Here is a 25,814-nt window from a genome sequence, read left to right on the forward strand (position 1 = left end):
CACACCCGGGATGTACGTGTTGTAACCTCTCGTCCCACCTTGGCATTCCTCGAACCCCCTGCGGAGCAATCCGACCTGTGATCAGCGGAGGAAGTATTGAGACAATTCGATGCAGGTGCAGGTACGCCTCGAATGGTAGCCCGCGTTAGCCATATCAGCGAGGACGGACAGACGACATTCCTTGAGTTCAGAGACGGGCGTACCGCTACGGCAGATTATGGAGAGCCCTTTGCTGAAGTTGGGGACATTCTGCTTGTCGATCCTGAGGATGGATCAGCAGCGGTCGCGCCACGAGAACTCTGGAGAGAAGAGACCTGGGTCGGCGTAACCAAGCTCGTCGTTGATAACAGGGTTGTAGTTGAGATTGGAGGCCGACTACGCCTATTTCCTGCTCCACCGAATAAGCCCATACGTGCAGGTCTGACCGTAGAGGGAACGGACTCGGAAGGCGTGCTAGAGGTTCTTTCCGAGAAAGCGATCAAGTTCTTGGACGACGGGACGGAGGACGCTCTCCCGGAAAGCTTCATCGTACCATCCACCGAGAGCCTCTCATTTGAAGATTTTGGCGGATATGAGGAAATCGTCGAGAGAGCTCGCGAACTGATTGAACTTCCGTTAAAGCATCATGACGCCTTGAACGAGATCGGCGCTAAGCCCGTAAAGGGAATTCTTTTCTCGGGGCCGTCCGGAACCGGCAAGACCCTACTCGCTAGAATCATTGCAAACCACGCCAATGCAACATTCTATGTAATTAGCGGGCCGCAGGTTTTGAGTAAATGGTACGGCCAAAGCGAGGAAATTATCCGTCGCATTTTCGAGGATGCCAAGCGGCGCGAGCGTGCGATCATCTTCTTCGATGAGATTGACAGCTTGGCGTCTCAGCGAAGTGATGAATCACATGAAGCTTCTCGGCGGGTCGTTGGCCAACTTTTGGCACTTATGGACGGCTTTTCGCCTGACAATAATGTGATGGTTCTGGGCACCACTAACCGACCACAGGACATCGATTCCGCGCTGCGCCGGCCCGGTCGCTTCGATTGGCACGTAGATTTCCCAATGCCCAATAGAGAGGACCGCGAAGCAATCCTCGAAACCTCCGCACGAAGGCTGCGGCTCCAAGGAGCTATGTCACATCGCTGGGTCGCAGAAAAGACCGAATCATGGACACCTGCTGAACTCGCAGCGATCTGGACTGAAGCGGCCTTGCTAGCGGTTTCTGACGGACGGCGATCGTTGCAAGATGAGGATTACGTGGGCGGCTTTGAGCGAGTTTCGAAACAGCGAAAGAACTCGAAGGACTGATTGCATTGTTCCGAGGTTTTAGGGCGTGGTTCAGGGCAAAAGTTCTTCGGCGTCCTTCGCGTGAAATTAAACGCCTTCGCGAATTCATTTACCTTGACGAGGTGAGTGTTACTAGTTTGCTTGCCTCGATCCTGGGAGCGATTCCAAGCGAAATTACTGAATCGCTCACGAAGTCGACGCGCTCCGAGTTTAGTGGAGGTGGAGAATACAAAGTATCGGCCACCGTGAAGGCGAACGCTGGAGTTAAGCGAGAGATCACTCGCACAAGCGACTACCAAGTCCTTCGAAAAGCTTCAATTCAGGCTACTTTCAAGGACCTTTATGCGAGCGTAGAGTCGTCGCTAGTATTGAGATCCGGTCGACTTCCGGAACTTAAATCGGCAGTCACGCGAAGAATTAGAAACGTCAAGCCGGGTGGCTCAGACGTTATTCCTTGGATCATCGACGGTGCCAACATGAAGCGGGGGCAACTTGTCGAACTTCAGGTCGAACTCCGCGCTGACGCCATTTTTCGTACGAGCACCATCATCAGCAGCATGACTAACATCATCGGCCAGTCCCCCGCCCTTGCAGCCGAAGTCGATACGCACGAGATGAGAACGGCGATTGAGGTCAATGGATTTATTCAAGAGCTGATGGCTGGTCTGATCCCGATCAAATGTAAAGTTCTCGACTATGAAATCTCAAGGGTAGAGGGGCATGATTTCATCGTCCATAGTCAACTGTTCCCTGAACTCCCTGCGGCCTACCGACAACGCAGGAAGCCCCTGTATCTGACGGGCGTCGTAGAGGAAGCGCTTTTCTGGAAAGATATCAGGCGAGTTCTCTTTTCGGAATCAGTAGTGAAGGTTCTTTGTCGAGTAGGCCGAGACCAAGTGCAAGACTCCTGGAGCCCCGTCAAGCTTGTTGATGTGCTCAAGGAAGTGATTCCAGACATGGAGAGCGCTATGGATGATTTTGGTCCGTCGGCGCTTATGGCTCTGTCAGGCGGCGTAGATGAGAGTAGTGAAGCATCGCAGCTTCGTCATGCGGCGTTGATCCGCTACGGCGAGCTTCTCGTCATTTCGCAGGGAGTTGTCATGCCTGATCAGCTGAGGCAACGGATCGAACAAATCGCCTTTGCTGGCGCTTCCCGCATGGGCTCAGTCACCGCGAACCGCGAGGTATTTGGTGAAGTAGCCCACTGCGTGTCTAGCCAACTCTCATGTCAGTTTACGCCTGATGATCTAGCAAGAATGCGGAGTGAAGCGCTCGCTCAGCACGGCCTAATGGTGGATGGCAGCTTTTCCGTGCGCCCGAATAATTCAAGCGTGCGTCTTGGCGATCCAGTTAACGGGAGTTTCATTGACGCCGAAATCGTAGCCATCTATTGGTGATTTCTACGAATGGTCAATGAATCACCACTTGCTGCTCGAATGATCGATCGTTGTACGCCTATGGTGTTAGATGGTCGATCGCCTCATCCCTTGGCCGGCGCCGGTTGCCGACGGAGCCGGACTGCGAGTACGGAATCAATCCTCTGCATCTCGGCGCAACATTGAGAGGCGGGCCGCGTGGAGAGGTTCCAGGTCAGTTTGCTTTCCCCTGGTGAATTCCACATCAACCACAGCGCCAAAGCATTTTATCGGGCCCCGTGACTGACACTTTACGGACGTTGCGCTGTTTGAACGCGAGCTCCGCGCGCACCTGTGCGGTAAGTTCTAGACATACAGAATGCGTGGCCTTATAGCTGCACTGAAGTTCACCATCGGCTTCACTGTACTTAAGCGGATCCCTTCCGTAATGGACTACGCATTTCATGATCAACCAAGACCATCCGGAAAGAGTAGCGAGCCACAAGTAAAAAAGATACCTAACCTCGTCGGATGCAAACGAATCCACGCGTGCAGTGAACTCCTTCCATTCTTCTGATTCTAGGTCGCGCGCCAGTAGCTGCATATCCCCAGACGAGGCATCATCGGATTGCGCGACGAAACCTTCAGGAGTTGGCCGACGGGTAGGGTCTAGATCCTGTGTCGAGCGCAAGATCTCAGTGTAGGTATCGGTTCGCTTCTCCCACATCTTCGTTGTGTTTTCGCGTTGCCCTACGTCCTTGCTGGCCCTATGAGAGAAAATCACTGCGGCCGCTGCAATGACGAGTGTTGCGGCTTGAGATATGTATGGAAGCGCATCAGATAAGAAGTCGACCATGGTCCCCCGATTCTTCATGGCTGTGTTGAGCTGCCAAGACGTTACCCGGGCCCGTCTGCCGTTGAAACGCACGTGTGTTTACGTACACACAAGGTCGGTGGAGTCTTAATGGCTGAGTCAAGGGCCGCTGATGCTGTCAGGCGTCGCTGTCGGAGGCCTCTTCGAGCAGGTCCATGGCCCGGTTATGGAAGCGGCGTTCGGCGTCGCGGCACGGGGCGCTGAAGAAGGCTCTTTGGGCTTCGGCAAGATCGCAGTTCAGCAGGCCCATGGTCACGAACACGGCTTCCACTCCGTGACACCCGTTGTCCTTGAGGAACTGTTGGAGTGCGTCCGTGTCGCCGGTTGCCTCCCAGATGGGTCGGGCAGTTTCCTGCATGGCAGCGATGCGCGCTGATCGTTCGGCGTCGAAGCCCACTGGACCCACCCTTCTGGTTTGGCCCGCAGGCTATCGCCAGGTGGGCGGGGTGTGCTGGCCCGTCAAGCGGCTTGGACGACGGGTGGGTGGAAGGTGAAGAGTCTGTCGTCGCGCAGGAGAGCCCATAGGACATCGACACGTCGCCGGGCGAGGGCGATGACGGCCTGGACGTGTTTGCATCCCTCGGTCCGCTTCCTCAAGTAGTAGTCGCGGTTGGGGCCTTCGCGGATGATGCTGGTCTGGGCGGACAGGTAGAAGACGCGGCGGAGGCGTCGGTCGTAGCGCTTGGGGCGGTGGAGGTTTCCGGTGCGGCGTCCGGAGTCGCGTGGAACGGGCACGAGGCCGGCGGCGGAGGCGAGGTGGCCTGCGTCGGCGTAGGTGCTCAGGTCACCGGCTGCGACGATGAACTCGGCTCCCAGGATGGGGCCCATGCCCGGCAGGGACTCGATGATGTGGGCCTGGGGGTGGCTGCGAAAGGTTCGCCGGATCTGCTTGAGCCGGTCGTCCAAGGCGAGGATCTGTGTCGCGATGTCCGCGACGATGCCGGCGGCGACGTCTTGGCCCGGCAGCGTGACGTGCTGAGTCCTGGCGGCTTGGAGGGCGCTGGCGGCGACCGCGTCGGGGTTGCGGACGTTTTGTGCCTTGAGCCATGCGGTGAGGCGGACTTGGCCGTGGCGGCGTATGGCTGCCGGGGTCTGGTGGCGGGTGAGCAGGATGAGCGCGCCTTTGTGGTCGGCGTAGTCGAAGGCCCGTTCCAGGGCGGGGAAGATCCCGGTAAGCATGTCGCGGAGCCGGTTGAGCAGGCGGACGCGGTCGGCGATCAGGTCGGTGCGGTGGGCGGTCAGCAGACACAGATCGGCTGCCAGCTGGGCGGGGACGTCGATGGCGGTGAAGTCTCGCCGCAGCCGGGCGGTGTCTGCGATCACGTAGGCGTCACGGGCGTCGGTCTTGGCTTCACCGCGGTAGGACCCGGACATCCGGTTGACCGTTCGGCCGGGAACGTAGACGGCCTGTTGGCCGCGGGCGCCGAGTAAGGCCAGCAACAGCGCGGACGCGGTACCAGCGATGTCAACAGCCCAGTGCACGTTGTCGGAGAGGGCGAGGATTTCGCCGAGGGCGGTCAGAATCGCGCTCTCGTCGTTGGGGACCTTCTTGCTCCAGATCGGTGCCCCGGTTTCGTCGACCGCGGCGAGCCGGTGATGGGCTTTACCGGCGTCGATTCCGACCCAGAGGTGGGTCAGCTGCTTGGCCATGTGGGTCTCCTCGGTTCAGGCAGCATGCCGTTCGGCCCGAGGAACACCCGCCGTCAGCTCCGTAAACAGCGATCCATGCGCAGATCTCAATCAGCGGCCAGGCGTCCCGAAGAACGGGGTGGCCACTCCACCGGAGCCACCGGGGGCAAGCGACTTTAGAGCCACACCCCACTCTTCCGGACCGCCAAACAACTTACGGAGCGGCTTTGGGCTGGAGCTGCTTTGGCGCGAGTGATCATGGCCCCGTAAGCTTCCGGCGCGTCGGGCAGTCTGTGGACCTGCCCGGTAAAGCACGACGTTGGGGCCATGATCTTCGAGGCTCGCGCCAAAGTGGCTCCGTAAAGCCGTGGAGTCGACCGCCCCAGCCACGACGTACCCCTTCTCTGGCATCAGGTGGCTGCATGCTTTGAGCGCGGCACGGGCGCCGGCCGGGCTGGAGCGGGGCGGAGACAGGAGCGCAGGCCCGGCCGGGGGCCGGGCCGCGCGCGGTGAGCGGAGCGAGCCGCCTTGAACCAGTAGAGAAAGTTGTAACTCACTACCCGACAGCAGTGCCATCCGGACCAGGGGATCGACTCTCGGCGATTTGGCGGCCCAACATGGCTGCACGGGACAGGGCTTGAGCCACCCGTTCGGCATCGGCTGGTTGCAAGTAGATCTCATCGGTCCAGAGCACCGACAGCCGTACGGTGCCGTCAAGCAAGTTGGTGGCCACGTCGACCTCGACGCCGTTCCCGGTTGTGTCTGTAACGTTCAGGTCCTGGTCGCTGCTGTAGGCGCTCACACGTCTGAGCATGCCTGGGTGCTGGCTTACAGGAGAACCAATTACGGCTGTATCGACGTCGGAGGCCCAGCGGCAGCCGTCCTCGGCCCTATGTGTCTTCCGCCAGGGGCTTGAAGTCGTATGCGCAGGCAGGAAGTTCGATGTTCAGCCGGTGTGCGAGCGGTAGGAAGATGACCGGCCGCACTGTCCAGGTGATGCGTGTGCCAGCCTGGTTCACCGCGACGGAGCAGGGTTCCGCGCGGAGCAGGGCACGCCTGGTTTCGATGCGGCCCTCGTACAGCCACTGCCACGCTTGTTCTGACGCTGCGGCGTCGAGTGCTGGGCTGATGGTGCGCAGTGCGACGGCTATCCACTGGTCTGCCTGCGCTGCTGAGTACGCGTCGCAGGAAGCGTGGAGTGCCGGCCGTTGGTCCCTATCGAGGTTCTGAGTCCAGCACTCGCACCAGTAGCCGCGGGGAGGGCGTTCACGTGGTGCCTCCCGGGGGGTAGGTGATGAGCACGTAGCGGGTGTTCTCGTCGTACAGCGTGAGTTGGTAGGCCGTACCCGTGGCGAGGTAGGTCAGGGCGCGCTCGTGCTCTGCCTCGTCGGTTAGCCAGTAGCGCCCTGGCTGGGCGTACGCGGCGTCGAGCTGATCTGCGACGTGGCTCATGCGTTCGCGTAGCCAGCGCAGTGCAAGGCGGGGGCTGGCTGCACCGTGGAATCCCAGCAGGATGGCGCTCGTCTGGTGCAAGGGGTAGGCGATCACGGGCGCCAAGACGATCACGGCCAAGGCGTACCGGCTGCTGAAAGCCATCAATGGAAACTGCCGTGGATGACGAGTTGATCACGCGCAATCCGTGCCGGATCAAGGGGGCCGGTAAGGAGAAGGCGGCTGAGCGGCGCATCGCCACCGTCGCCCAGGTCGACGCGCTCGCCAACGCCGTGGGGATGCGGTGGCGTCTGATGGTCTACCTCGGCGCCTACGGTCCGATGCGGCCGGAAGAGCTGGCCGGCCTCCGTCGCCGGGACGTCGACCTCGACACCCTTCGTATCCGTGTCCGCCTCGCCGAGCCGGAGCGGATGAACGGACGGCGGGTCCAGGGCGAAACCAAGTCCGAGGCCAGTACCCGGACTGTGATCCTTCCCGCGTTCCTCCGTCGGGAGCTCCGCTGGCACCTGGAGAGCTACGCCCAGGCGGGCCCCGACGGATTGCTCTTCGTCGGAGAGAAGGGTGCTCCCTTCCGGCGAAGCACTTTCGGGCGGAAGTGGCGTAAGGCGCGTGAGATCGTCGGCATGCCGGAGGGTTTCCGGTTCTACGACCTACGGCACACGGGGCACACCCTCTCCACCCGCTCCGGCGCCACCCTCAAAGACACGATGGTCCGGGCCGGTCAGTCCTCGGAGAAGGCGGCGCTGATCTATCAGCACTCCGACGACGATCGACAGCAGGAAGTTGCTGCCGGACTCGACGCGACCGTACGCAAGGCACGCCAGGAAGCTGCGGTTGTGCCAGAAGAAGACGCCGTTGATCCAGACGATCAGCGTTCTGGCACGAATCTGGCACGCGACCGCTGATCACGATGGACAACAAAAAGGCCCGGGTCTCTGACCTGGGCCTTAATCATGGAGCGGGTGACGAGAATCGAACTCGCGCTCTCAGCTTGGGAAGCTGATGTTCTACCATTAAACTACACCCGCGTAAGACGGCCGCTCCGTGTCGATCCGGAGTGGTGTCCGATTGCCTGGTCACTGTACCTCATCGCTGCCCTCCGGCGCTGAAGCCGCGAGGGCTGAGTGCGTTTCAGGGGAGAGATCCGGGTGCGGGGCACCGGAGTTGGGGCGTACGGTGGGGGTGCGTGAGAGGGTCCCGGCGGGGTCGGAGTGCCGCCTGGAGCGCCGTCCCTTTGATCCCGTAATGTGGCCTCTCGTCGTCAGGCAGGCAGCAGCCAGACGCGGCTCTTGGGGAAGGGACTCTAGGACTTGATGGAGCGCACCGTCGTCCGTTGTGCCGATGGGCACGTGTTCAGCACCGCTTCGTTCCCGATGCAGCAGGCCGAGCGCCTCGGGCCCGGCCGGCTCGTTCGATGTCCCCGCTGTGCCCGGCTCCGCAGTGTGGTGCCGGTGCAGCTGGAGAAGCATTAGCGGAGCGGAAGCACACGCGTTACCAGCAGTGACAGCCTGGCGCGCGGGCGGCGCGATTGTCGTCGTTCCGCGCGCCTTGCGTATCCTCGGGGCGTGCTTCTCTCAGACAAGGACATCCGGGCCGAGATCGACGCCGGGCGGGTACGGATCGATCCCTACGACCAGACCATGGTGCAGCCGTCCAGCATCGACGTACGGCTGGACCGGTACTTCCGGGTGTTCGAGAACCACCGGTACCCCCACATCGACCCCTCGATCGAGCAGGCGGACCTCACGCGGCTCGTCGAGCCCGAGGGGGACGAGCCGTTCATCCTGCACCCCGGGGAGTTCGTCCTCGCCTCGACGTACGAGGTCATCACGCTCCCCGACGACCTCGCCTCCCGGCTGGAGGGGAAGTCCTCGCTCGGGCGGCTCGGGCTCGTCACCCACTCGACCGCCGGGTTCATCGACCCCGGGTTCAGCGGGCACGTGACCCTGGAGCTGTCCAACCTCGCGACGCTCCCGATCAAGCTCTGGCCCGGTATGAAGATCGGCCAGCTGTGCATGTTCCGGCTCACCTCGCCGGCCGAGTTCCCCTACGGCAGCGAGCGCTACGGCTCCCGCTACCAGGGGCAGCGCGGGCCCACCGCCTCCCGGTCCTTCCAGAACTTCCACCGGACCCCGGTATGAGCGACAGCCCGGCACGCGAGAACCTGACCTACGAGCGGTTCGGCACGGCCGTCCGCGAGCTCGCGCAGACCATCGCCGACGACGGGTACGAGCCGGACATCGTGCTCAGCATCGCCCGGGGCGGCGTCTTCGTCGCCGGCGGGCTCGCCTACGCGCTTGACTGTAAGAACCTCCATCTGGTGAACGTCGAGTTCTACACGGGCGTGGGGACGACGCTGGAGATGCCGGTCATGCTGGCGCCCGTGCCCAACGCGATCGACTTCACCGACAAGAAGGTGCTGATCGCCGACGACGTCGCCGACACCGGCAAGACGCTCAAGCTCGTCCACGACTTCTGCGTCGAGCACGTCGCCGAGGTGCGGTCCGCCGTGATCTACGAGAAGTCCCACTCCCTCGTGAAGTGCGAGTACGTGTGGAAGCGCACCGATGAGTGGATCAACTTCCCGTGGAGTGTTTTGCCTGTAGTACGTAGGTCCGGTGAGCCGATCACTCCGTCGAAGGAAGCCCTCTGACCTGCACTCATTGCTTGCCCACGCTCTGAAGACGAGAACGGGGGATCAGACGCGGTGGGCACGGCCACTTGTCTCTGAGCAGATCGAGTTAGGCGCGGTCCAGGTGGTGCCTAGCTGCCAAGAGAAAGGTGCCCACGAGTTCTCCTGCTTCTTGACCCACTGAGCGCGTTAGAGCCCTCTTGCTATCTAGATCGCTTTCGCCGTTTGTGACTGCCTTGGCCAGATCCTCCAGCGCGGCTCCCCACGCTCTGAGGCCGTGGCCGACTTGGATGGCTAGCTCAGCGATTGGCGTTGGGCCTTCCAACATGACGACGATGGTCGCGGCGTCGAACTCGGCGAACAGCGTCTCCTTGGCTGTCTCAAGTTGATCGAGGTCGGTGCCAGTGGATGCTGAGGCTTGGGCCCTGCGCTCGATGGGCTCGAACGCTTTCCTCAGGGCGTCGATTCGTTCAATCAATACGCCGTACGAGTCTCGCTGGATTTGCCGACGCCACATGGCATTGTTCGCCTTGGCTTGCGTGCGGAGCTGTAACCACGTGAAGCACGAGCCGAGGAGGGTTCCCACCACTCCTACCAAGGCTCCATAGACGGCGGCTCTCCCCTGATCCATAGACGCATTCTTCTACTTAGGTGGGGGTGCGCTGGGGGGTTCCACCTAGGTTGACGGGCGATCGGCTCCGCACAGGCGACACCACGCGGGGGTGCGCACCCTGATGCCTGGCCTCATCCCTATCAGGTCGATCACGGAGAGACTTGTTGGTGTCAGCTGCTGATGTCAGAATCCGGGGCGCTCGACAAGTTGGGGGTACGTGTACGCCGAATCATCTCCACAACGTGCTCCACGTGCTCCACGCGGACCCATAGCCGTACGGGCCCGGCAGACGATTCACACTCGATCACCAGCAGACCGGGCGAGAGCCACAGCCTTTCGCGGGAGGTCGTTCTGCGTGCGCGGACATAGCGCAGATCTGTCGGGAGTTCACGCAGCCGCGTCCACGACCAGCGGGGCTTCCATCGGAACTCGCCTCCGGCCTGTACCAGGCCAAGGCTGTATCGGCGCCCCTTGTCCGGCAGGTTGGCCCCGACCTGGAAGAAGACTGCTTCCCCTGCCTCCGCCCGAGCAGCTGTCCGCCGTGCTTGCCGTCTCAAGAAGAGCGAGCCCAGAAACAAGCCGACCAACGCGCAGAGCCCCGTGACCATGCGCAAAGTAAAACAGCCGGCCAACTTGTCGCCAAGGGGTAGGGGACCTGACATCACCCACCACTCACCCTGGCTCCCATCCCGCGCACGCCACACTCGGCCGTCACTCGCGAAAGGCGCCCCCGGCATCTCGGAGCCTGAGCGCCCCCGCCGGAGGCACGTTCTGACCGGCGGACTCCGTGTCCGGGTCCCCACTCATGGGCCGTAGCTCGCTGCGGCCCAGGGGTTGATTGGTCCTCGAAGCCATCAGCGTCGGCGTCCCCACCCGCCGCGCTGCTGAACTAACCGGGATCTCCCGTGCGACCGTGGCCCGTTGGGGCAAGAGCGCGGAGCAGTGAAGGTTGGGCCCCACCCGTCGACACCGGGCGCGGCCACGTCTGATTCGAAGGAGTCCAAGCCATGTCGAATCGATCTGTCCTCATCATCGCAGATGAGCCCTGCCCAACCTGTTCCGGTAGCTGCGTCACCACCGATGATGGTTTCCGTTCCCGGGAAGCCTGGAAAGTCCCTCCCCTGCTTCTGTTCCCTCGGATCCCATCGCCCCAGTGAGGCACCTGAAGGAGCCCACTACACCGTGAGCCTTCGGCTGTCGCTGGATCCTGCCGACTGCGCCTGCGGAGGTACGGGTTGGCTGGACGGCGGCTTCTACGGTCTGGGAGGGCGACATTCACCTGGCGGCCGATGAGCGGTGTCTGCTCCACGCCACCTAAGTGCTTGCCTGGGACGGAGGCTTTCCCGCAACCACCCTCAAAGGGTCAAGGCAGCCTGGAGCGTGCTGCCTCCGGTGCACAAGGCCGGGGAAGCCGCCAAGTCGAACAAGGAAGCCGTCTGATCCGCGCGTACTGCGGGAGGGCGGACGGGCTATCGGCCGTTGTCGGCTGTCGTGGGCGACGGTGGTTCCTCCGGTTCCGGGCCGAAGGCGTGGCGGCGCAGGCCCTCGATGTCGGTCACGACGATCCGGGATCTTGTCGGGGCGTCGCCGAGGAGTCCCAGGCCCTGTAGTTCCCGCACCCGCCGGCCGGCCGCCTCCCGGCCCATGCCCAGCCAGTCGCCCAGGTCCTCCTGCGTCACCTGTCTGATCTCGATGCCGAGAGAGGTGGACTCGCCCTCCGCCTCCGCCAGCTGCAACAGCAGTCGGCCGAGTCTGAGCCGGGCGGGGGCGCCCGCGACGACGACGCGGTGGTGGTCCGACTCCTTCAACCGTGTGCACACGGTCATGAACACCTTCCGCAGGATCCCCGGATGCTCGGCGAGCAGTCCCTCGAACGCCTCCCGCCCGTACCAGCGGATGTACGTCCGTTTCAGTGCCGTCACGGTCGCGTTCCGGGGCCCGTCGTCCAGCAGGCCCATCTCCCCGATGAGCTCGCCGCGCCGCCGGGAGGCCAGATAGGTCGTGCGTTCGTTCTCGCCGTGCCAGAGCACACGGCATGCGCCGCTGATGATCACGGCGGCCCGGTCGGCGATGTCGCTCTGCCGGAAGATCGTCTCGCCGGGTTCGACGGGCGCCCGCGGAGTCCGCCCGGCCTGCTCCATCGCCCTGCGTTCGTCGCCGTCGAGGGTGTCCCAGAACGTCTTGTGCCTCACGCCGGGAGCGTCCCAAACTCGACCTGCCTTACGAGGCAGTTGCATCGTTTTGGCTGTCTTGGTGCTGCTCTTATGTGCCTTGCGGACACATGAGTAGACAGGTGTGACAAATGCTCGAAGAGAGGGAGTCGCCGCGTCGTCCCGATCCGGACCAGGGGCAGCACGCACACGGCTCGCGGAACCGGCAGAGCCGGCGGAGCCGGTACGACCAGGTGAGCCGGCAGAACCAGGTGGACATTCGGTCCGGGGGCGACACCACCATCAGCGGAGGCGCGGTCGTGGCCGGCGGCGACGCCCACGTCGTGCACGGCGACCACATCACCATCGTCCAGAAGGCCAGGCAATGGGCCATCGCCAACCCCCTGTTGGCCGGCGGCCTCGCCGTTGTCGCCCTGTCGAGTTCGATCTGGACCGGGGTCTCCCTGGGGTCCGACCCGGCGGTCGACGTGTCCGTGGTGGACGAGCCCGGGCTCGCCGGCGCGCTGCACACGGTCGAGCAGACCCGGCTGGCCGAGCGGCTCGGGGACGCGGCCTCCTGGTGCCATCTCGTACAGCCCGGCGACGGCACCTGTGAGACCACCATGAACCCGGCGTTCGCCGCGAAGTCGCCGTCGTACCGGGACCGGGTCGAGGAAGTCGGCCTCGGAGAGCCCGAGGAGATCGACTCCGGTGCCCAGGTCGAGCTCAGCTGGCAGGGCCGGAGCCAGGGCACCGCACGGCTCGTCCGCAGCGGCGGGCGCTGGCAGTTGAACACCTCCGACTACGGGCTGCTGAAGCTCTGCGGCGCCGGGCTCTTCCTCTCGCTGGTCGACGCGAAGAGCCAGGAACTGAAGTGCGCCGGGTTCCAGCTCCCGACGTCGTGACCGGCCGACCCGACCCGTCGGCCGCCGTACTCCAGGACGGAAGCCGGCCGACCCGTCCCAGGACAGAAAGGGACCTCCGTCGTGCTCACCCATGCCCAGCATGCCCCGTTGGTCTTCGCCGACATCAAGGGATTCAGCGCGCGCAGCGACCGTGACCAACTGCGCAGTCGGGAGGACCTCTACGCCGAGTTGCAGGCCGCGTTCACCGACGAGTGGTGGCGGCGGTGCCCCCAGGAGGACCGGGGGGACGGCGTGCTGGTGGTCATACCGCCGGCCCTGCCGGTGCAGGCCCTGTTCACCGAGGTGCTGCCCCGGCTGGAACACGGGCTGGGCGCGAGACGGCGCAGCGATCCGCTGCTGCGGCTCAGGATCGCCGTGCACGCCGGGGCCGTGCATCGCGACGGTCACGGCTTCGCGGGGAACGCGGTCAACCACGTCTTCCGGCTCTGCGACGGTGAGCCGCTGCGGCAGGCACTCGACGAGGCCGCGAGCGACACGGCTCTGGTGGTGTCCGAGGTGGTCCACGACTCGGTGGTACGGGCCGGGCTTCCGGGAGTGGAACCCACGACGTTCCACGCGGTCACGTTCCAGGTCAAGGAGACCCGCGCCAGAGCGTGGCTGCATGTGCCCGGGGACAACGCCTGCGCGCTGCGGATCGCCCGCGAGGCGGCCGCCTCGGAGGACGACGGGCGGGACCGGGACGGGCGCGGCGGGGTGTCCATCAGCGCCGGTCACAGCGTGCACATGAACGGCGCGGTCGTGGCGGGCGGCGACGCCCGGGTGAGCGAGCCGCCCGCCCCCCGTTCCCGCCGGTGGCGGGGCGGTCGGTGACGGGCCGGGGCGCAGCAGCAGGAAGCAGCGGAGAGAGGGGGAGGGCGATGACGCGTCGAGCCGGGGGGCCACGGAGGATCGCCGCAGCCGTGGCGGCCGTCGGGCTGCTCGCACTGGCCACCGCCGGGTGCGCCACGGGACCGACGTCGAGGGAGGAGGTGTGTGAGCGGTACGGCTCCCTGAACGACCGGATCGGCATCGGCACGGTGGTCGGCGACCCGGTGTTCTGGGCGGCCGGCGAGCTCGCGGACGTGGCCGACCGCTACGAGGGGCCGGAGGACCTCTCCGCGGACGCGGAGCGGCTGGAGGCCATCTCGGACGCCGACGAGACGTCCCTGCTGGAACTGAGCGAAGCCACCGGGAGCGTGGCCACGCTCTGCGGCCATCCGCTCGGAATGGGCTCGACCCCGTCCTTCGGGTGAGCCAGGACACATCGATCAGCCAGGTGAGGAAAGGGGCAGCCGGGTGAGCGTGGAAAAGGTGTTGATGGGGGCGGGCACGGCCCTGTTCGTGGTCATGGCCGTGCTGTTGAAGGTGGGCACGACGAGCATGGGACTGTTCGTCACCTACGGAGTGCTCGCGATGATCGGCGCCGGCGCCGCACTCGCGGGCAAGAAGCTGCGCGACCAGAGCCGCAGCCGGTGAACGGGACGTCGCCCGGCGGGGCGGACGGGATCCCCGCAACGCTGCTGGGCGTACTGGCGCTGGTGGCCCTCGTGGTCGTCGCCGTGCTGTGGGGGAAGCTCAAGGACTACGGCCGTGCGAAGGCCAAGCAGCATCTGTTCGCCCGGCGCGACCACCGGGAGGGACAGCGGCTGGTGGCCGAGCAGCTGCACTTCACCCTGACGGCCGAGCCGGGGCGGATCCGGGAGGCGGTGCTGTCGTCCGTGCGGCTCGCCCCGCAGTGCCCGGCGCTCCTGGCCGACGCCTACGTCCTGGAGGCGTCGGACTCCGAGGTGGTCGTCGCGTACGGCAGCGCCCTCTCGCGACGGAACTTCACCGCGTCGCTCCGGCTGAGTGCGGCCGCGGAGGGCGGCCGGCGGGTGGACGCGGAGTGGGGCATCCGTACGTGGACGCTGTCGGACGGGGTGACGGACGGTGTGAGCGTCATGCGCCGCCTGCGGGAGGACGTCGAGGCCGCCCTGCGGGGCCTCGACCCGGGCCTGCACCGCACGGTTCGACGCGCACAGGCGTCCCCGGCGGGCAGCCGGAACGGCCGCGGAGCGCCGTAGCGCCGACGTGGGCGGACCACGCGAAGAGGCCCCTGCCGGTGTCGGCAGGGGCCCCTTCCTCCGTGGACGGCCGTCCGCTAGAACGTGCCGAGCTTCACGATCGACAGCAGCGCGATCAGCTGGATCGCGCTCGCGCCCAGGGCCTTCGGCCACGGCAGGTCGTGGGACTTGGAGACCATCAGGGTGAGCAGGGCGCCGCCCGCCAGCCAGGTCGCCCAGCCGAGGGCCTGGACCAGGGGCGCGTCGCCGCCCGCGAACATGGCGAAGATCAGGCGCGGCGCGTCCGTGAGGGACATGATCAGCATCGACAGGCCGACGGTGGGCTGCCAGGCGCCGTCTCCGCCGAGCTGGCGGGCCAGGGTGTGGGTGACCACGCCCAGGACGAAGGAGGACACCACCATCGCGACGGCCGTCGTCAGGACGATCGGGATCGCGTTGGAGAGGGTCGCGTTGATCGCGTCCTCACGTGCGGTGTCGAAGCCGAAGACGGCGAGCAGGCCGTAGAGGAACGTCACGATCAGGGCGGGGCCCCACATCGTGTAGTCCCGCATCTGGAGGAAGGTCTGCGCGGGGGAGAGGACGACGCCGCGCAGGAGGGCCTTCCAGTGCAGCCGGGGGCCGATCGGGCCGGCCGGGGCCGAGCCCGCCTGGTAGGTGCCGCCCTGGGTGTAGGGGTCCTCGCCCACCGAGAACGCCTGGGTGTGGCCCGGGTTGTTCGCCGCGTACGGGTCGGGGGCGCCGCCGGCGCCGTGCGGGTAGCCGCCGTCGCCGAAGTACTCCGGCTCGCCGTGGTTCCCTTGCCCGCCATGACCTTGCCCGCCATGACCGTGCCCGCCATGACCGTGCCCGCCATGACCGTAACCGCCCTGGCCGCCGCCCCTGTTCGCCTGCGGCCAGCCGCCACCGCCGCCGCCCGGGCCGCCGTGCGGCTGCTGCGGCGGCGGGGGATAGCCGTACGACGGTCCCTGGGGCGCCTGCTGCCCGTACGGAGGTTGTTGGGGGCGCGTTTGCGGGGTGCCGTTGTTCCGGCTGCCCCGTCCGATCCTGAATCCAGCCACGTCTTCGAACGTACCTGGTCCCGGAGATCGGTGTGCCGGGCCCTGCGGTCAGGGCCCGGCTTTGCGGCCGACCTGTGACATCCCCTAGGGGGTGCGGCGGCCCTCCCGCGGGTGTCCCGTCGGGGTTGCGCCGTACGGGGAGGACCGGCCGGGTGGTCGGGATCAGCGCAGCATGACCTGGCCCAGTCGCAGATAGCCCGAGGGCAGACCCAGCGAGCCGGGGCCGAAGCTGATCGCGTTGCTGGTGGTGATGCCGGAGGCGGCGCCGCGCAGGTGGTAGATCGAGCCCGCCGGGTGGTTCTCGCCGTCCACGCCGACGGACAGGTCGGCCCGGCCGTCGCCGTTCAGGTCGGACAGGCGTACCGACGCGCCGAAGCGGTCGGCGGACTCGGCGGTGCCGGGGACACCGGCCGTGTTCTGGGTGAAGGACTGGGCGCCGGTCGTGGTGAGGCCGGCGGCCGAGCCGCGCAGCACCGTGACGCTGCCGGCGATCTCGGCGGTGCCGACGTCCTCGTGGATCGTGCCCACGGCCAGGTCGGCGTAGCCGTCGCGGTTGACGTCGGCGAGGGACAGGGCGTTGCCGAACCAGTCGCCCACCTCGTCCGAGCCCGGGACGCCGGCGGTGTCCTGGGTGATCGTGGCCTGCGGCTGGGTGCGCACGCCGCTCGCGCTGCCGAGGTAGGCCCTGACGACGCCGCCGAGGCTGGTCGCGCCGTCGTCGCCGAACGTGGAGGCGACGACGTCGGCGTAGCCGTCGCCGTTGAGGTCGCCGACCGTCGCCAGCTCGTAGGCGCCGTTCTTGAGGAACGCCTGGCGGGTGAGGCCGGAGGCGGAGCCGAGGTAGACGAAGGTGCCGTCGTCGTACGTCTCCGCCTGGGTGCCGCTGACGACCAGGTCGGCGGTGCCGTCGCCGTTCACGTCGCCGGCGGCCAGGCTCTGGGAGCCGTAGATCGCGCCGGTGTAGAGGTCGGTGGTGAGCTGGTAGCGGGACGCGGCGCCGGAGGCCTTGAGGAAGCCGCCCTGGTGGATCCAGATGTCGCTGCCGGTGCTGCCGACGGCGAGGTCGGCCTTGCCGTCCCCGCTGAAGTCGCCGACGGTCAGGGACATGCCGTACTCGTCGTGGGCCGAGGGTGCCGGGTCGGGGACGACCTGGCCGCCGGACAGGCCGCTGCTGCTGCCCCAGACGATCACGACGGCGCCGGCGTCGGTGTTCTCGCCGGTGGAGGCGACCACGAGGTCGGCGTAGCCGTCGCGGTTCAGGTCGCCGGAGGCGAGGGCCTGGCCGAACTCGTCGTCCTGCTCGGCGGTGCCGGGGACACCGGCCGTGTTCTGGGTGATGACGGTGCGGCGGGTGGCGCTGATGCCGTTCGCGGAGCCGTAGTTGACGACGACCGCGCCCGCGTCGGTCTTGCCGCCGACCGGGGTGTACGGGGCAGCGGTGGCGAGGTCGCGGTAGCCGTCGCCGTTGAAGTCGTCGGCGTACTTGGCCGGGGCCGCCGCGGCCGGCGCCGCCGTGAGCAGCGGGGCGGCCGTCAGGGTGGCGGCGACGGTCGCCGTGGCCAGGGCCAGGGAGTGGAGGCGGTTGCGGTTGCTGTTGCGGTGGTGCCGCAGCATGTGGGGTTCCTCCCGCGGTGGTGTGGGTGGGGTGGGGGTGCCCGGCACCCGCGCGTCCGTGGGGCCGCGCGGGTGTGCGGGCCGGCGGGTCAGCCCGCCAGTACGTCGCCGAAGTAGGTCAGGCCGGACGGCCCGCCCAGCGTCGCGCTGCCGAAGGACTTCGCGCCGGTGGCCGTGATGCCGGTGGAGCTGCCGCGCAGGGCCCAGGCGGAGCTCGCGCCGTCGTTCTCGCCGCGGGCGCCGCTGATCAGCTCCGCGCGGCCGTCCTTGCTGACGTCGGTGAGCAGGACGGAGTGACCGAAGTAGTCGTAGGACTCGGCGGTGCCCGGCACGCCGCTGGTGTCCTGCGAGAACGCCTTGGAACCGGTGCCGGTCAGGCCGGAGGAGGAGCCGCGCAGGATCACGACCGAGCCCGCGTCCGTCCTCCCGCTCAGGTCCTCGTTGGCCACGCCGACCGCGATGTCGGCGTAGCCGTCGCCGTTGGTGTCACCGGCGTCCAGGCTCCAGCCGAAGGCGTCGTTGCGCTCGGACGCGCCCGGCACGCCGGTGGTGTCCTGGGTGAAGCGGACGGGCGTGCGGGTGCTCAGACCGCTCGCGGCGCCGTACGTCACGGTCACCGCGCCGCCGGAGCCGCCGTTGGGCTCGTCCGTGGACTTCTCCATGAAGTTGCCGGTGACGATGTCGCCGTAGCCGTCCTTGTTCACGTCCGCGATGACCGCCGCGTAGCCGCCCGCGACCTTGCTCGACGGCGTGAGGTCGGTCGCCGTTCCCTTGTACAGGACGCTACGGGTGCGGACGCCGCCGCTGATCTCCTCCTGGCCCATGACCAGCAGGTCCGACGTGCCGTCGCCGGTGACGTCGCCCGCGACGATCTGGTCGGTGTTGATGCCGGTCTCCTCGGAGGTGTCGATGCCGCCGAGTTCCTCCGCCCTGCCGGTGCGGGTGATGGGGCCCTCGAACACGTTCAGCCCGGGGGAGGCGTTGTTCGCCGCCGCGAGGTCGGTGTCGCCGTCGCCGTCGAAGTCGCCGGTCGCCACGGACCAGCCCAGCTCGTTGCGGTACTCGGGGAGCGTGGTGATGTCGGTGCCGGACTTGATGCCGGTCGCGCCGCCCCACAGCACCGTCAGGGCGCCGAAGTCGTCGGTCGAGCCGATCCGCTCGGCGTGCACGCCGACCACGATGTCGGTGTAGCCGTCGTCGTCCAGGTCGCCGGTGGTGGCACGGTCACCGAAGTGGTCGCCGCTCTCCGGGACGCCGGGGATACCGGTGGTGTCCTGGCTGATGATCTGCCGCGTGGCGGTGTTCAGGCCACTCGCGCTGCCGTAGACGACGGCGACGTAGCCGGCGTTGCTCTTGCCGGCGACCTTGGCGAGGGGCGCGGTGATGACGGCGTCGCGGTAGCCGTCGCCGTTGATGTCGCCGGCCAGGCCGGAGGGCGCGGCGGCGGCGGTGGTGGCCGGGAGGGCGGTCAGCAGGCCCGTGGTGAGCGTGGCCGCGAGCAGCAGGGTGCGCTTGCGCATGGTGAGTAGGTCCTTGTCGGAGCTCAGGAGTCGAGGGCCGGCCCGCAGGGCGCGAGCGGGGCCGGGGCCGCCGTGCGGAGCACGGCGGGCGGCCGTCGGTGCGTCACTGGGCGATCACCGAGCCGAAGTAGTAGGTGGACTGCAGGGAGACCGCGGCGGCGGTCAGGCCCTGGGCGCCGGTCGTGGTCAGGCCGGTGGAGGAGCCGCGCAGGGTCCACAGGCCGCCTGAGCCGTTCTCGCCGGCGACACCGACGGACAGGTCGGCCCTGCCGTCCTTGGTGATGTCGGTGAGGTCGACCGCGGAGCCGAAGCGGTCCCCGGACTCGGCGGTGCCGGGGACACCGGCGGTGTCCTGCGTGTACGACTTCGAGCCCGAGGTCTTCAGGCCGGTCGCCGAGCCGAACAGCACGGTCACCGAGCCGGCGTCGTGCGCCGCGCCGAGGTCCTCGCCGGGGGCGGCGGCGACGACGTCGGCGAACTTGTCGCCGTTGATGTCGCCGGTGCTCAGGTACATGCCGAAACCGTCGTCGGTCTCGCCCGAGCCGGGCACGTTGGCGCTGTCCTGGTGGATGACGGTCGGCGTCTGCGCGGGGTCGGGGCCGTTCGGGCCGCCGTACCAGACGGTGATCTGGCCGCCCTTGTGGCCGCCGGGCTTGACGCTGTTGGGGTCGGAGGAGTCGCCGAGGACCAGGTCGCCGTAGCCGTCGCCGTTGATGTCGGCGATGGAACCCGACAGGCCGTCCGCCTTCGGCAGCTCGGTGAACTTGTAGCCGCCGGTGGTCCAGCGGTAGTAGTCGACCGCGCCGCCCGCGTCGCCGTCCACGCTGAACGGGTAGACCCGCTCGGCCGCGCGGTCGCCGCTCAGGTCGCCCGCGATCACGTCGTGGGTGGTGCCGAGTTCGCCGACGCGGTAGTTGCCGACCGGGCCACTTGCCCGGGTGAACGGGCCCAGGTACAGCCGCGTGTGGTTCTGCCCGGTGAGGGTGACGTCCATGTCGCCGTCGCCGTCGAAGTCACCGGTCGCGGCGCCGCGCGAGAAGCCGCCGTACTCGGCGAGCCCGGACGGCTGCGGCAGGCCCTTGCCGCCGGACAGACCGGACTTGGAGCCCCACAGCACGGTGCCGGAGCCGACGCCTTCGCCGTCGCCGACGGTCTCGCCGGAGGAGCCGACGACGAGGTCGGAGTAGCCGTCGCGATCCAGGTCGGCCGCGGCCAGGGAGGACCCGAACAGGTCGCCCGACTCCGCGGTGCCGGGCACCCCGGTGGAGTTCTGCGTGATCACGGCCTTGCGGCTTGCGGACACACCGGACGAGGAGCCGTACAGCACGACGACCGCGCCGGCGCAGGACGCGGAGCCGACGGTGGTGCACATCGCGCTGACGGCGACGTCGCGGTAGCCGTCGCCGTTGAAGTCACCGGCCAGGCCCGAGGGCGCGGCGGAGGCGGTGGTGGCGGGGAGCGCGGTGAGCAGGCCGGTGGTGAGGGTGACGGCGAGGAGAAGGGGGCGCTTGCGCAAGGTGGGTGCTCCTGGAGGAGGGGGCGCGCCCGGTGCCCGGTGGGGGCGGGACCGGGGTGCTCCGAAGGTCGGGGACCGGGCCCGTGGAGGGACGGGCCCGGCCGGTCCGGTCGTGCGATGGCTCAGTCGGCGAAGTTGGCGCCGAAGTACGGCGTGCCCGTCGTCGAGACGCCCGAGGTGCTCGGGGCGATGGAACGGGAGCCGGTCGTGGTGATCTTCGAGCCGCTGGAGGGCAGGTAGGTGACCCCGCCGTTGCCGTCGTTCTCGGCGGAGCCGGCGATCAGGTCGGCCCTGCCGTCGCCGGTGACGTCGTCGAGCCGGAGGTCGATGCCGAACATGTCGTCGTCCTCGTCGTCGCCGGGGACACCCGCCGTCGACTGCGCGAAGGACTGGGCGCCCGACGTGGTGTTCAGACCGCTCGCGGTCCCGTAGAGGATCGTTACGGCACCGGTGTTCGCGGTGCTGCCGATGTTCTCGCCGGCCACGCCGATGGCGAGGTCGAGGAAGCCGTCGCCGTTGATGTCGCCGAGGTCGAGGTCCCAGCCGAAGTTGTCGTTGGTCTCCGAGGCGCCGGGGACGTTGCCGGTGTCCTGGGTGATGCCGGTGGCCGTGCCGGGACCGCTGACCGTGCCGTACGTCACCCAGACCTTGCCGCCCTTGGCGGAGTTGGGGATGGTCGTGCCGTCCGTGGTGGTGGCGTTCCACGCCGCGCCGCTGACGATGTCGCCGTAGCCGTCGTGGTTGATGTCGCCGATCGCGGTGATCACGCCGGGCTTGAGGGTCCGGATGTTCGCCATGGCGAGGCCGCTGGAGGCGCCGGGGATGTAGGAGTTCTCGTTCCAGCCGTAGTCGGTCTGGTACTCGTAGCCGTCGACGACGAGGTCGGTGCGGCTGTCGCCGTTGACGTCACCGGCGCTCAGGTTCAGCGGGCCGTCGGCGTCCGTGCCCATGATCGGGGGCTTGATGGTGTAGCGGCCGCCCGGGGTGCCGGAGGAGTTGAAGCCGCCCTTGAAGACGTACAGGGTGGCGTTGTTGCTGCCGACGGCCAGGTCGGCCTTGCCGTCGCCGTCGAAGTCGCCGGCGGCGAGGTTCTTGCCCCAGTGGTCGTGCGCGGACGGGGCGGGGTCGGCGACGGTGACGCCCTTGCCGGTGATGCCGGAGGCGGAGCCCCACAGGATGGCGAGGCCGCCGCCGTCGACGTCGCTGCCGACGTCCTCGCCGGAGGCGCCCACGGCGATGTCGTCGTAGCCGTCGCCGTTGAAGTCGGCGAAGGCGGTGTCGTAGCCGAAGCTGTCCCCGGCCTCGGCGGTGCCGGGAGCGCCCGTGGTGTTCTGGCTGATCGTGTGGCGCTTGGCGGACGAGACGCCGGTGGCGGTGCCGTACAGGACCACGAGCTGGCCGGCGGCCTTCTTGCCGCTCACGTAGGCGCCGTCGGCGGAGAAGGCCACGTCTCCGATGCCGTCGCCGTTGAAGTCGGCGTGCGGGACGGTGGTCGAGTCGGCGGCGGTCGCCGGCGAGGCGGCGAACGTGAGCAGACCGCCCGTCAGCGCGGCCGCGGTGGCCGTCGCGAGGGCGAGTCGCAGCTGGTGCTTGTGCATGCGGGTTCTCCTGCTGCATGCGGGGGATGCCTGGCGGGCATCCGCAGTCGGTGGGGTGCGACCGGCGGTGTTCTCCGGGAGTTACCCTCGGCTTCACCGAGCGGTCGGCGATCAGGAGACTCGCGGTGGGGCGGAAGGGTTGTACGAGAGATCGTTAAATCTTTGAGCTTGCTGAGACCTGCTTCCGACGCGGCGGGAGCCCGGCGCGCGATGATCACCACCACGCCACCGGACCCGCCGCCCCCATACGTCACCTCAGTCGCTGAACCTCAGTCGCTGAAGGCCCCGCCCATCTCCGGCAGTTCCGTCAGACCCGTGGCCGTCGGACCGCCGGTCGAGCCGCGCAGCAGCACGCTGACGTCCGTCGCGCCGACGGCCAGGTCCGCCTTGCCGTCGCCGGTCACGTCGCGCACACGCAGCGCGAAGCCGAAGGACTCGTAGGAGTCGGCCGGACGTCCCTGAACCGTCTGCGGGATCCACGACGACCGCGAACCGGTCAGGCCGCCGGACCCGCCCCGGAACATGTGCACGCCGCCCTGGTCCGCCAGCCCGTTCACGTCCTCGTGCGGCACGCCGACCGCCAGGTCCGCGTAGCCGTCGCCGTTGGTGTCGCCCGCCGAGACGGCGTAGCCGAAGTTGTCGTTCGCCTCCGGGGTGCCGGAGACGCCGGAGGCGGCCTGGTTGTACGTCATCGAGCCGCTCGGCCCGGCGGACGTGCCGCGCCAGACGCTGACGATGCCCTTGCCGTCGTTGTTGTCGGGCAGGCCGACGGCGATGTCGCCGTAGCCGTCCTTGTCGAAGTCGCCGATCGCCGCGGTCCAGGGAGCGCTGGTGTACGTCTTGGAGGCGCCCGACGTCAGGCCGCCCGAGGAGCCCTTGAGGAACCAGATGCGGGGGACCGGCTTGTTGTCGACGAACTGCTCGCCGAGCACCACCAGGTCGGTCCTGCCGTCACCGTTGACCTTGCCGGCGGCGAGGCCGGACGAGTACCAGCCCCGGCCCGCCTTGTCGATCCTGCTGACGCTGCCCGTCGTACCGGACTTGGTGAAGCCGCCGCGGTACAGCCAGGTTTCCTCGCCGCCGATGACCGCGAGGTCCGGCGAGCCGTCGCCGTTGAAGTCGCCGGTGGCGAGGTCGCGGCCGAAGTAGCTGCCGGCGCCGGACGCCGGGGTCAGGTTGGTGCCCCCGGACAGGCCGGACCTGGAGCCCCAGACGATGGTGACGGTGCCGCGGTACCGCGCGCTGCCGACCGCTTCCATCGGGTTGCCGACGATCAGATCCGCGTAGCCGTCCTTGTTGAGGTCGGCGCTGGTGATCGACTCGCCGAACGAGTCGTCCTCCTCACCGGTGCCGGGGATGCCCGGGCTGTCCTGGTGGACGACCTGGGTGTGCGCGGTGTCGAGACCGCCCGCTCTGCCGTAGACGACGTTGACGGCGCCGCCCTCCCAGCCGTCGGCCCCGGAGATGCCTCGGTAGGAGTGGCTGTACGCCAGGTCCCGGTAGCCGTCGCCGTTGAAGTCGTCGTAGTGCCTGGCGACCGCGGCGGACGCCGGGGCGCTCAGGGCGAGCGGGGTCAGGCCCGCGCCGAGGAGGGCGGCGGCCAGGGCCGCCGAGGTGTGTCTGCGCATGGAGAGAGGAGGCTCCTTGGGTCTGGCCGGCCGTGATCATGCCGAGCCGGGGGGCGCCGGTCCGCCCGCGTTCGCCGGGAGTTGTCCTCGGCTTCACCGGGTGATCGGCGCTCAGGAGACCCTTGGAGGGGCGTAAGGGTTGTACGGGTGGTCGGGGTGGAGGGGCGTAAGGGTTGTACGGGTGGTCGGGGTGGAGAGACATAGGGGTTGTACGGGTGATCCGGGTGGAGGGGCGTAAGGGTTGTACGGGTGATCCGGGTGGAGAGACATAGGGGTTGTACGGGTGATCCGAATGGACGGGCGTAAGGGTTGTACGGGTGATCCGGGCGAGACGGCCTAGTCGCCGCCCCCGCCCCCGCCTCCACCACCGTCTCCGCCCCCACCCCCGCCGTCGCCCCCACCGCTGTCGCCGCCGCCTCCGCCGTCCCCGCCCCAGCCGTCGCCGCCGCCCGGTTCGTTGTCGGCGCCGCTGTTGCCGAGGTTGCTGAACCAGGCGCGGTCCCACCAGTCGTCGGTGGCGATCGGCTCACCCCCGTTCAGCGGGCGCCGCTCCGACCGGAACCGCGCCCAGCCCGTGGTGTCGCCGAGCCCGAAGGCGACGGCGAAGGTCTGCGCCATGACGGCGTCGAGCGGGTCGGGGCTCTCGTACCGCACGGGGGACAGCGGCCGCAGCAACACGCCCGGCTCCAGGCCCGGTCGGCGCGGGGGCCGCCCCAGCAGGGCGACGGGCCGTTCGTCGCGCAGCAGCCACGAGCTCGACGCGTTCTCCCGCCGCAGCACCCAGTGCTGTCCCGGGAGCCGTACCTCCACGGAACTCTTGGACTTGCGCATCTTCCTTCGCAGTTCGAGCTGCGCCGTGACCTCGCCGACCGTCAGACGCAGGCCCTGGGCAGGGTCGAGGCCGTCACGTCGGAAGCCGTACGGCGCCCGGATCCGTACGACGGGAGCGTGCGGCCCCCAGACGTCCACGCGCACCAGGCGCCGGTCCACCGCCACGGCGATCGGCCCGGCGGGCCCCGGCGCGACCCGCCGGGCGATCCACAGCGGTACGCCCTCGGCCCGGGCGCGGGCCGCCAGGGCCGCCACCTGGTCCGGCCCACCGCACCGCCAGACCGCCAGCTCCCCCAGCCGGTGCGCGAACTCGGCCGCCCGCCGCACCCGCACCGGAGTGGTGGTGCCGGTGACACGGGTCACGGGAACGACCCCGGTGCCCTGCGCCAGCCGCTGCAACGGGCGTTCCGCTCCGCCGCCGCCGAGCCAGCACCCGCGCTGGAACGCCTCAGCCATGGCGACCAGGTTCAGCTCACTCAATGGCGTGATCCTGCCGCCGCCGCGCAGCCGCTCATCGGTCAACTCCACGGTCCGCGCCAGCGGATTCCACGACTCTTCGCTGTAGAGCACCCGGCTCACGACACCCCCCGCATTTGTCCGCCTACAAGACAGAGCACCCCCGCCCCGCCCGCGGTTCCACCTGTCACACCTGAACAGATCCCGACCGCGAGGCCCACCCGAACGACCTTCGCAACCTCGGCACAGGACGTTCACTCCTGCATGGCATGATCGGCCCTTCGGCCGCCGGTGCCGTTTGCTGATGCGTTCGCGAAGGGGGAAGGCCTGCATGGGGGGCCAGTTCAGGACCGATATTGATCAGCTCGCGACTTTCACCAAGGACCTCGACGGTGCCAACGACTCCCTTGAGCAGGTGCGAACCGCTCTCCAGCACGTGAGGTCCGACCAGATCGGCACGCCGGAGCTCGACGAGGCGTGTGACGCGTTCCAGGAGCGCTGGCGGTACGGCAACGAGCAGATCAAGGAACGCATCGGGAAGCTCACCGAGGGTCTGCGGAAGAACACGGACAACTACCGCGAAGTGGAGACCTCCCTGGAGGAGAGCTTCAAGCGGGCCGCGGCCGCGGGGAAGTGATT

Annotated in this window: 24 protein-coding genes, 1 tRNA gene and 2 pseudogenes; 12 read left to right on the top strand and 15 right to left on the bottom strand. The window is 67.7% G+C overall.

From position 1 onward, the window contains the following. Nucleotides 1–132 precede the first annotated feature (132 nt). Together ACGFW6_RS12940 and ACGFW6_RS12945 are read left to right on the top strand one after the other, a co-directional pair. Nucleotides 133–1,302, top strand: coding sequence for an ATP-binding protein (locus ACGFW6_RS12940; protein ID WP_393507616.1), 1,170 nt, complete (start codon nucleotides 133–135; stop codon nucleotides 1,300–1,302). A gap of 101 nt (nucleotides 1,303–1,403) precedes the next feature. After that, a complete protein-coding gene (locus ACGFW6_RS12945; protein ID WP_393507618.1) occupies nucleotides 1,404–2,678 on the top strand; it encodes a hypothetical protein in 1,275 nt (424 codons plus the stop codon). A 950-nt stretch (nucleotides 2,679–3,628) separates the two neighbouring features. Here ACGFW6_RS12945 and ACGFW6_RS12950 read toward each other — a convergent pair. The 5 genes and pseudogenes from ACGFW6_RS12950 to ACGFW6_RS12970 all read right to left on the bottom strand — a co-directional run bounded on the left by ACGFW6_RS12950 (nucleotide 3,629) and on the right by ACGFW6_RS12970 (nucleotide 6,735). Then, the gene (locus tag ACGFW6_RS12950) at nucleotides 3,629–3,907 is read right to left on the bottom strand and encodes a hypothetical protein (RefSeq protein ID WP_393507619.1); all 279 of its coding nucleotides are present in this window, start codon (nucleotides 3,905–3,907) and stop codon (nucleotides 3,629–3,631) included. Nucleotides 3,908–3,969: 62 nt separating this feature from the next. After that, nucleotides 3,970–5,160, bottom strand: coding sequence for an IS110 family transposase (locus tag ACGFW6_RS12955; protein WP_393507621.1), 1,191 nt, complete (start codon nucleotides 5,158–5,160; stop codon nucleotides 3,970–3,972). 535 nt (nucleotides 5,161–5,695) lie between these two features. Then, the gene (locus tag ACGFW6_RS12960) at nucleotides 5,696–5,941 is read right to left on the bottom strand and encodes a hypothetical protein (protein ID WP_393507623.1); all 246 of its coding nucleotides are present in this window, start codon (nucleotides 5,939–5,941) and stop codon (nucleotides 5,696–5,698) included. A gap of 88 nt (nucleotides 5,942–6,029) precedes the next feature. Continuing rightward, nucleotides 6,030–6,401 (bottom strand): annotated as a pseudogene (locus tag ACGFW6_RS12965) (hypothetical protein); the annotation flags it as partial. A 4-nt stretch (nucleotides 6,402–6,405) separates the two neighbouring features. Beyond that, a complete protein-coding gene (locus ACGFW6_RS12970) occupies nucleotides 6,406–6,735 on the bottom strand; it encodes a hypothetical protein (protein WP_393507846.1) in 330 nt (109 codons plus the stop codon). Here ACGFW6_RS12970 and ACGFW6_RS12975 point away from each other — a divergent pair. Further along, nucleotides 6,686–7,496: pseudogene (locus ACGFW6_RS12975) on the top strand (tyrosine-type recombinase/integrase); the annotation flags it as partial. The gene ACGFW6_RS12970 and the pseudogene ACGFW6_RS12975 overlap by 50 nt on opposite strands. Nucleotides 7,497–7,545: 49 nt before the next feature. On the opposite strand, the gene ACGFW6_RS12980 reads toward ACGFW6_RS12975, so the two are convergent. Beyond that, nucleotides 7,546–7,619: transfer RNA gene (locus ACGFW6_RS12980), tRNA-Gly, on the bottom strand. Between the two features lie 537 nt (nucleotides 7,620–8,156). Here ACGFW6_RS12980 and dcd point away from each other — a divergent pair. Both dcd and ACGFW6_RS12990 read left to right on the top strand, forming a co-directional pair. Next, the gene (gene dcd / locus ACGFW6_RS12985; protein WP_393507625.1) at nucleotides 8,157–8,732 is read left to right on the top strand and encodes a dCTP deaminase; all 576 of its coding nucleotides are present in this window, start codon (nucleotides 8,157–8,159) and stop codon (nucleotides 8,730–8,732) included. Continuing rightward, nucleotides 8,729–9,244 (top strand): phosphoribosyltransferase, encoded by a 516-nt coding sequence (locus ACGFW6_RS12990; RefSeq protein ID WP_393507627.1) that lies wholly within the window; start codon nucleotides 8,729–8,731, stop codon nucleotides 9,242–9,244. The genes dcd and ACGFW6_RS12990 overlap by 4 nt, the downstream gene beginning before the upstream one ends. Nucleotides 9,245–9,332: 88 nt before the next feature. Here the strand turns inward: ACGFW6_RS12990 and ACGFW6_RS12995 are convergent, their stop codons facing one another. Beyond that, nucleotides 9,333–9,854, bottom strand: a complete 522-nt coding sequence (locus tag ACGFW6_RS12995; RefSeq protein ID WP_393507628.1) for a hypothetical protein — start codon at nucleotides 9,852–9,854, stop codon at nucleotides 9,333–9,335. A gap of 820 nt (nucleotides 9,855–10,674) precedes the next feature. Here ACGFW6_RS12995 and ACGFW6_RS13000 point away from each other — a divergent pair. Then, nucleotides 10,675–10,782 carry a helix-turn-helix domain-containing protein gene (locus tag ACGFW6_RS13000; RefSeq protein ID WP_393507630.1) on the top strand — a complete coding sequence of 36 codons (108 nt, stop codon included), beginning with the start codon at nucleotides 10,675–10,677 and terminating at the stop codon, nucleotides 10,780–10,782. 523 nt (nucleotides 10,783–11,305) lie between these two features. Here ACGFW6_RS13000 and ACGFW6_RS13005 read toward each other — a convergent pair. After that, on the bottom strand, nucleotides 11,306–12,028 hold the full coding sequence (locus ACGFW6_RS13005; protein WP_393507632.1) for a Crp/Fnr family transcriptional regulator: 723 nt from the start codon (nucleotides 12,026–12,028) through the stop codon (nucleotides 11,306–11,308). A 110-nt stretch (nucleotides 12,029–12,138) separates the two neighbouring features. Between ACGFW6_RS13005 and ACGFW6_RS13010 the strand changes: the two genes are divergently transcribed. The 5 genes from ACGFW6_RS13010 to ACGFW6_RS13030 all read left to right on the top strand — a co-directional run bounded on the left by ACGFW6_RS13010 (nucleotide 12,139) and on the right by ACGFW6_RS13030 (nucleotide 14,954). Beyond that, the gene (locus tag ACGFW6_RS13010) at nucleotides 12,139–12,891 is read left to right on the top strand and encodes a hypothetical protein (protein ID WP_393507634.1); all 753 of its coding nucleotides are present in this window, start codon (nucleotides 12,139–12,141) and stop codon (nucleotides 12,889–12,891) included. A gap of 81 nt (nucleotides 12,892–12,972) precedes the next feature. Continuing rightward, nucleotides 12,973–13,722, top strand: a complete 750-nt coding sequence (locus ACGFW6_RS13015) for an adenylate/guanylate cyclase (protein ID WP_393507636.1) — start codon at nucleotides 12,973–12,975, stop codon at nucleotides 13,720–13,722. Nucleotides 13,723–13,769: 47 nt separating this feature from the next. Then, nucleotides 13,770–14,144: a molybdenum ABC transporter substrate-binding protein gene (locus tag ACGFW6_RS13020; protein WP_393507638.1), complete on the top strand. Its 375-nt coding sequence runs from the start codon at nucleotides 13,770–13,772 to the stop codon at nucleotides 14,142–14,144. A gap of 43 nt (nucleotides 14,145–14,187) precedes the next feature. Beyond that, a complete protein-coding gene (locus tag ACGFW6_RS13025; RefSeq protein ID WP_126904072.1) occupies nucleotides 14,188–14,367 on the top strand; it encodes a hypothetical protein in 180 nt (59 codons plus the stop codon). Next, nucleotides 14,364–14,954: a hypothetical protein gene (locus ACGFW6_RS13030; protein WP_393507640.1), complete on the top strand. Its 591-nt coding sequence runs from the start codon at nucleotides 14,364–14,366 to the stop codon at nucleotides 14,952–14,954. Before ACGFW6_RS13025 ends, ACGFW6_RS13030 begins: the two co-directional genes overlap by 4 nt. A gap of 77 nt (nucleotides 14,955–15,031) precedes the next feature. Here ACGFW6_RS13030 and ACGFW6_RS13035 read toward each other — a convergent pair whose 3' ends face one another. From ACGFW6_RS13035 to ACGFW6_RS13065, 7 genes are all read right to left on the bottom strand, one after another. Further along, complete coding sequence (locus ACGFW6_RS13035; RefSeq protein ID WP_393507642.1) at nucleotides 15,032–16,012, bottom strand: Yip1 family protein; 981 nt, start codon at nucleotides 16,010–16,012, stop codon at nucleotides 15,032–15,034. Nucleotides 16,013–16,174: 162 nt separating this feature from the next. Continuing rightward, the gene (locus ACGFW6_RS13040) at nucleotides 16,175–17,626 is read right to left on the bottom strand and encodes an FG-GAP-like repeat-containing protein (RefSeq protein ID WP_393507644.1); all 1,452 of its coding nucleotides are present in this window, start codon (nucleotides 17,624–17,626) and stop codon (nucleotides 16,175–16,177) included. 89 nt (nucleotides 17,627–17,715) lie between these two features. Further along, a complete protein-coding gene (locus ACGFW6_RS13045; RefSeq protein WP_393507646.1) occupies nucleotides 17,716–19,146 on the bottom strand; it encodes an FG-GAP-like repeat-containing protein in 1,431 nt (476 codons plus the stop codon). A 103-nt stretch (nucleotides 19,147–19,249) separates the two neighbouring features. Continuing rightward, a complete protein-coding gene (locus ACGFW6_RS13050; RefSeq protein WP_393507648.1) occupies nucleotides 19,250–20,662 on the bottom strand; it encodes an FG-GAP repeat protein in 1,413 nt (470 codons plus the stop codon). A gap of 122 nt (nucleotides 20,663–20,784) precedes the next feature. Beyond that, nucleotides 20,785–22,260, bottom strand: coding sequence for an FG-GAP and VCBS repeat-containing protein (locus ACGFW6_RS13055; RefSeq protein WP_393507650.1), 1,476 nt, complete (start codon nucleotides 22,258–22,260; stop codon nucleotides 20,785–20,787). 269 nt (nucleotides 22,261–22,529) lie between these two features. Next, complete coding sequence (locus tag ACGFW6_RS13060) at nucleotides 22,530–23,888, bottom strand: FG-GAP and VCBS repeat-containing protein (RefSeq protein ID WP_393507652.1); 1,359 nt, start codon at nucleotides 23,886–23,888, stop codon at nucleotides 22,530–22,532. A 336-nt stretch (nucleotides 23,889–24,224) separates the two neighbouring features. Continuing rightward, entirely contained in the window at nucleotides 24,225–25,289 is a 1,065-nt protein-coding gene (locus ACGFW6_RS13065) for a hypothetical protein (RefSeq protein ID WP_393507653.1), read from the bottom strand. Nucleotides 25,290–25,506: 217 nt separating this feature from the next. Here ACGFW6_RS13065 and ACGFW6_RS13070 point away from each other — a divergent pair, with 217 nt between their 5' ends. Further along, nucleotides 25,507–25,812, top strand: a complete 306-nt coding sequence (locus ACGFW6_RS13070) for a hypothetical protein (RefSeq protein ID WP_393507658.1) — start codon at nucleotides 25,507–25,509, stop codon at nucleotides 25,810–25,812. The last annotated feature ends 2 nt before the right edge of the window (nucleotides 25,813–25,814 follow it).

This window comes from Streptomyces sp. Y7, from assembly GCF_043195415.1.
In the GTDB taxonomy this organism is placed as follows: Bacteria; Actinomycetota; Actinomycetes; order Streptomycetales; family Streptomycetaceae; genus Streptomyces.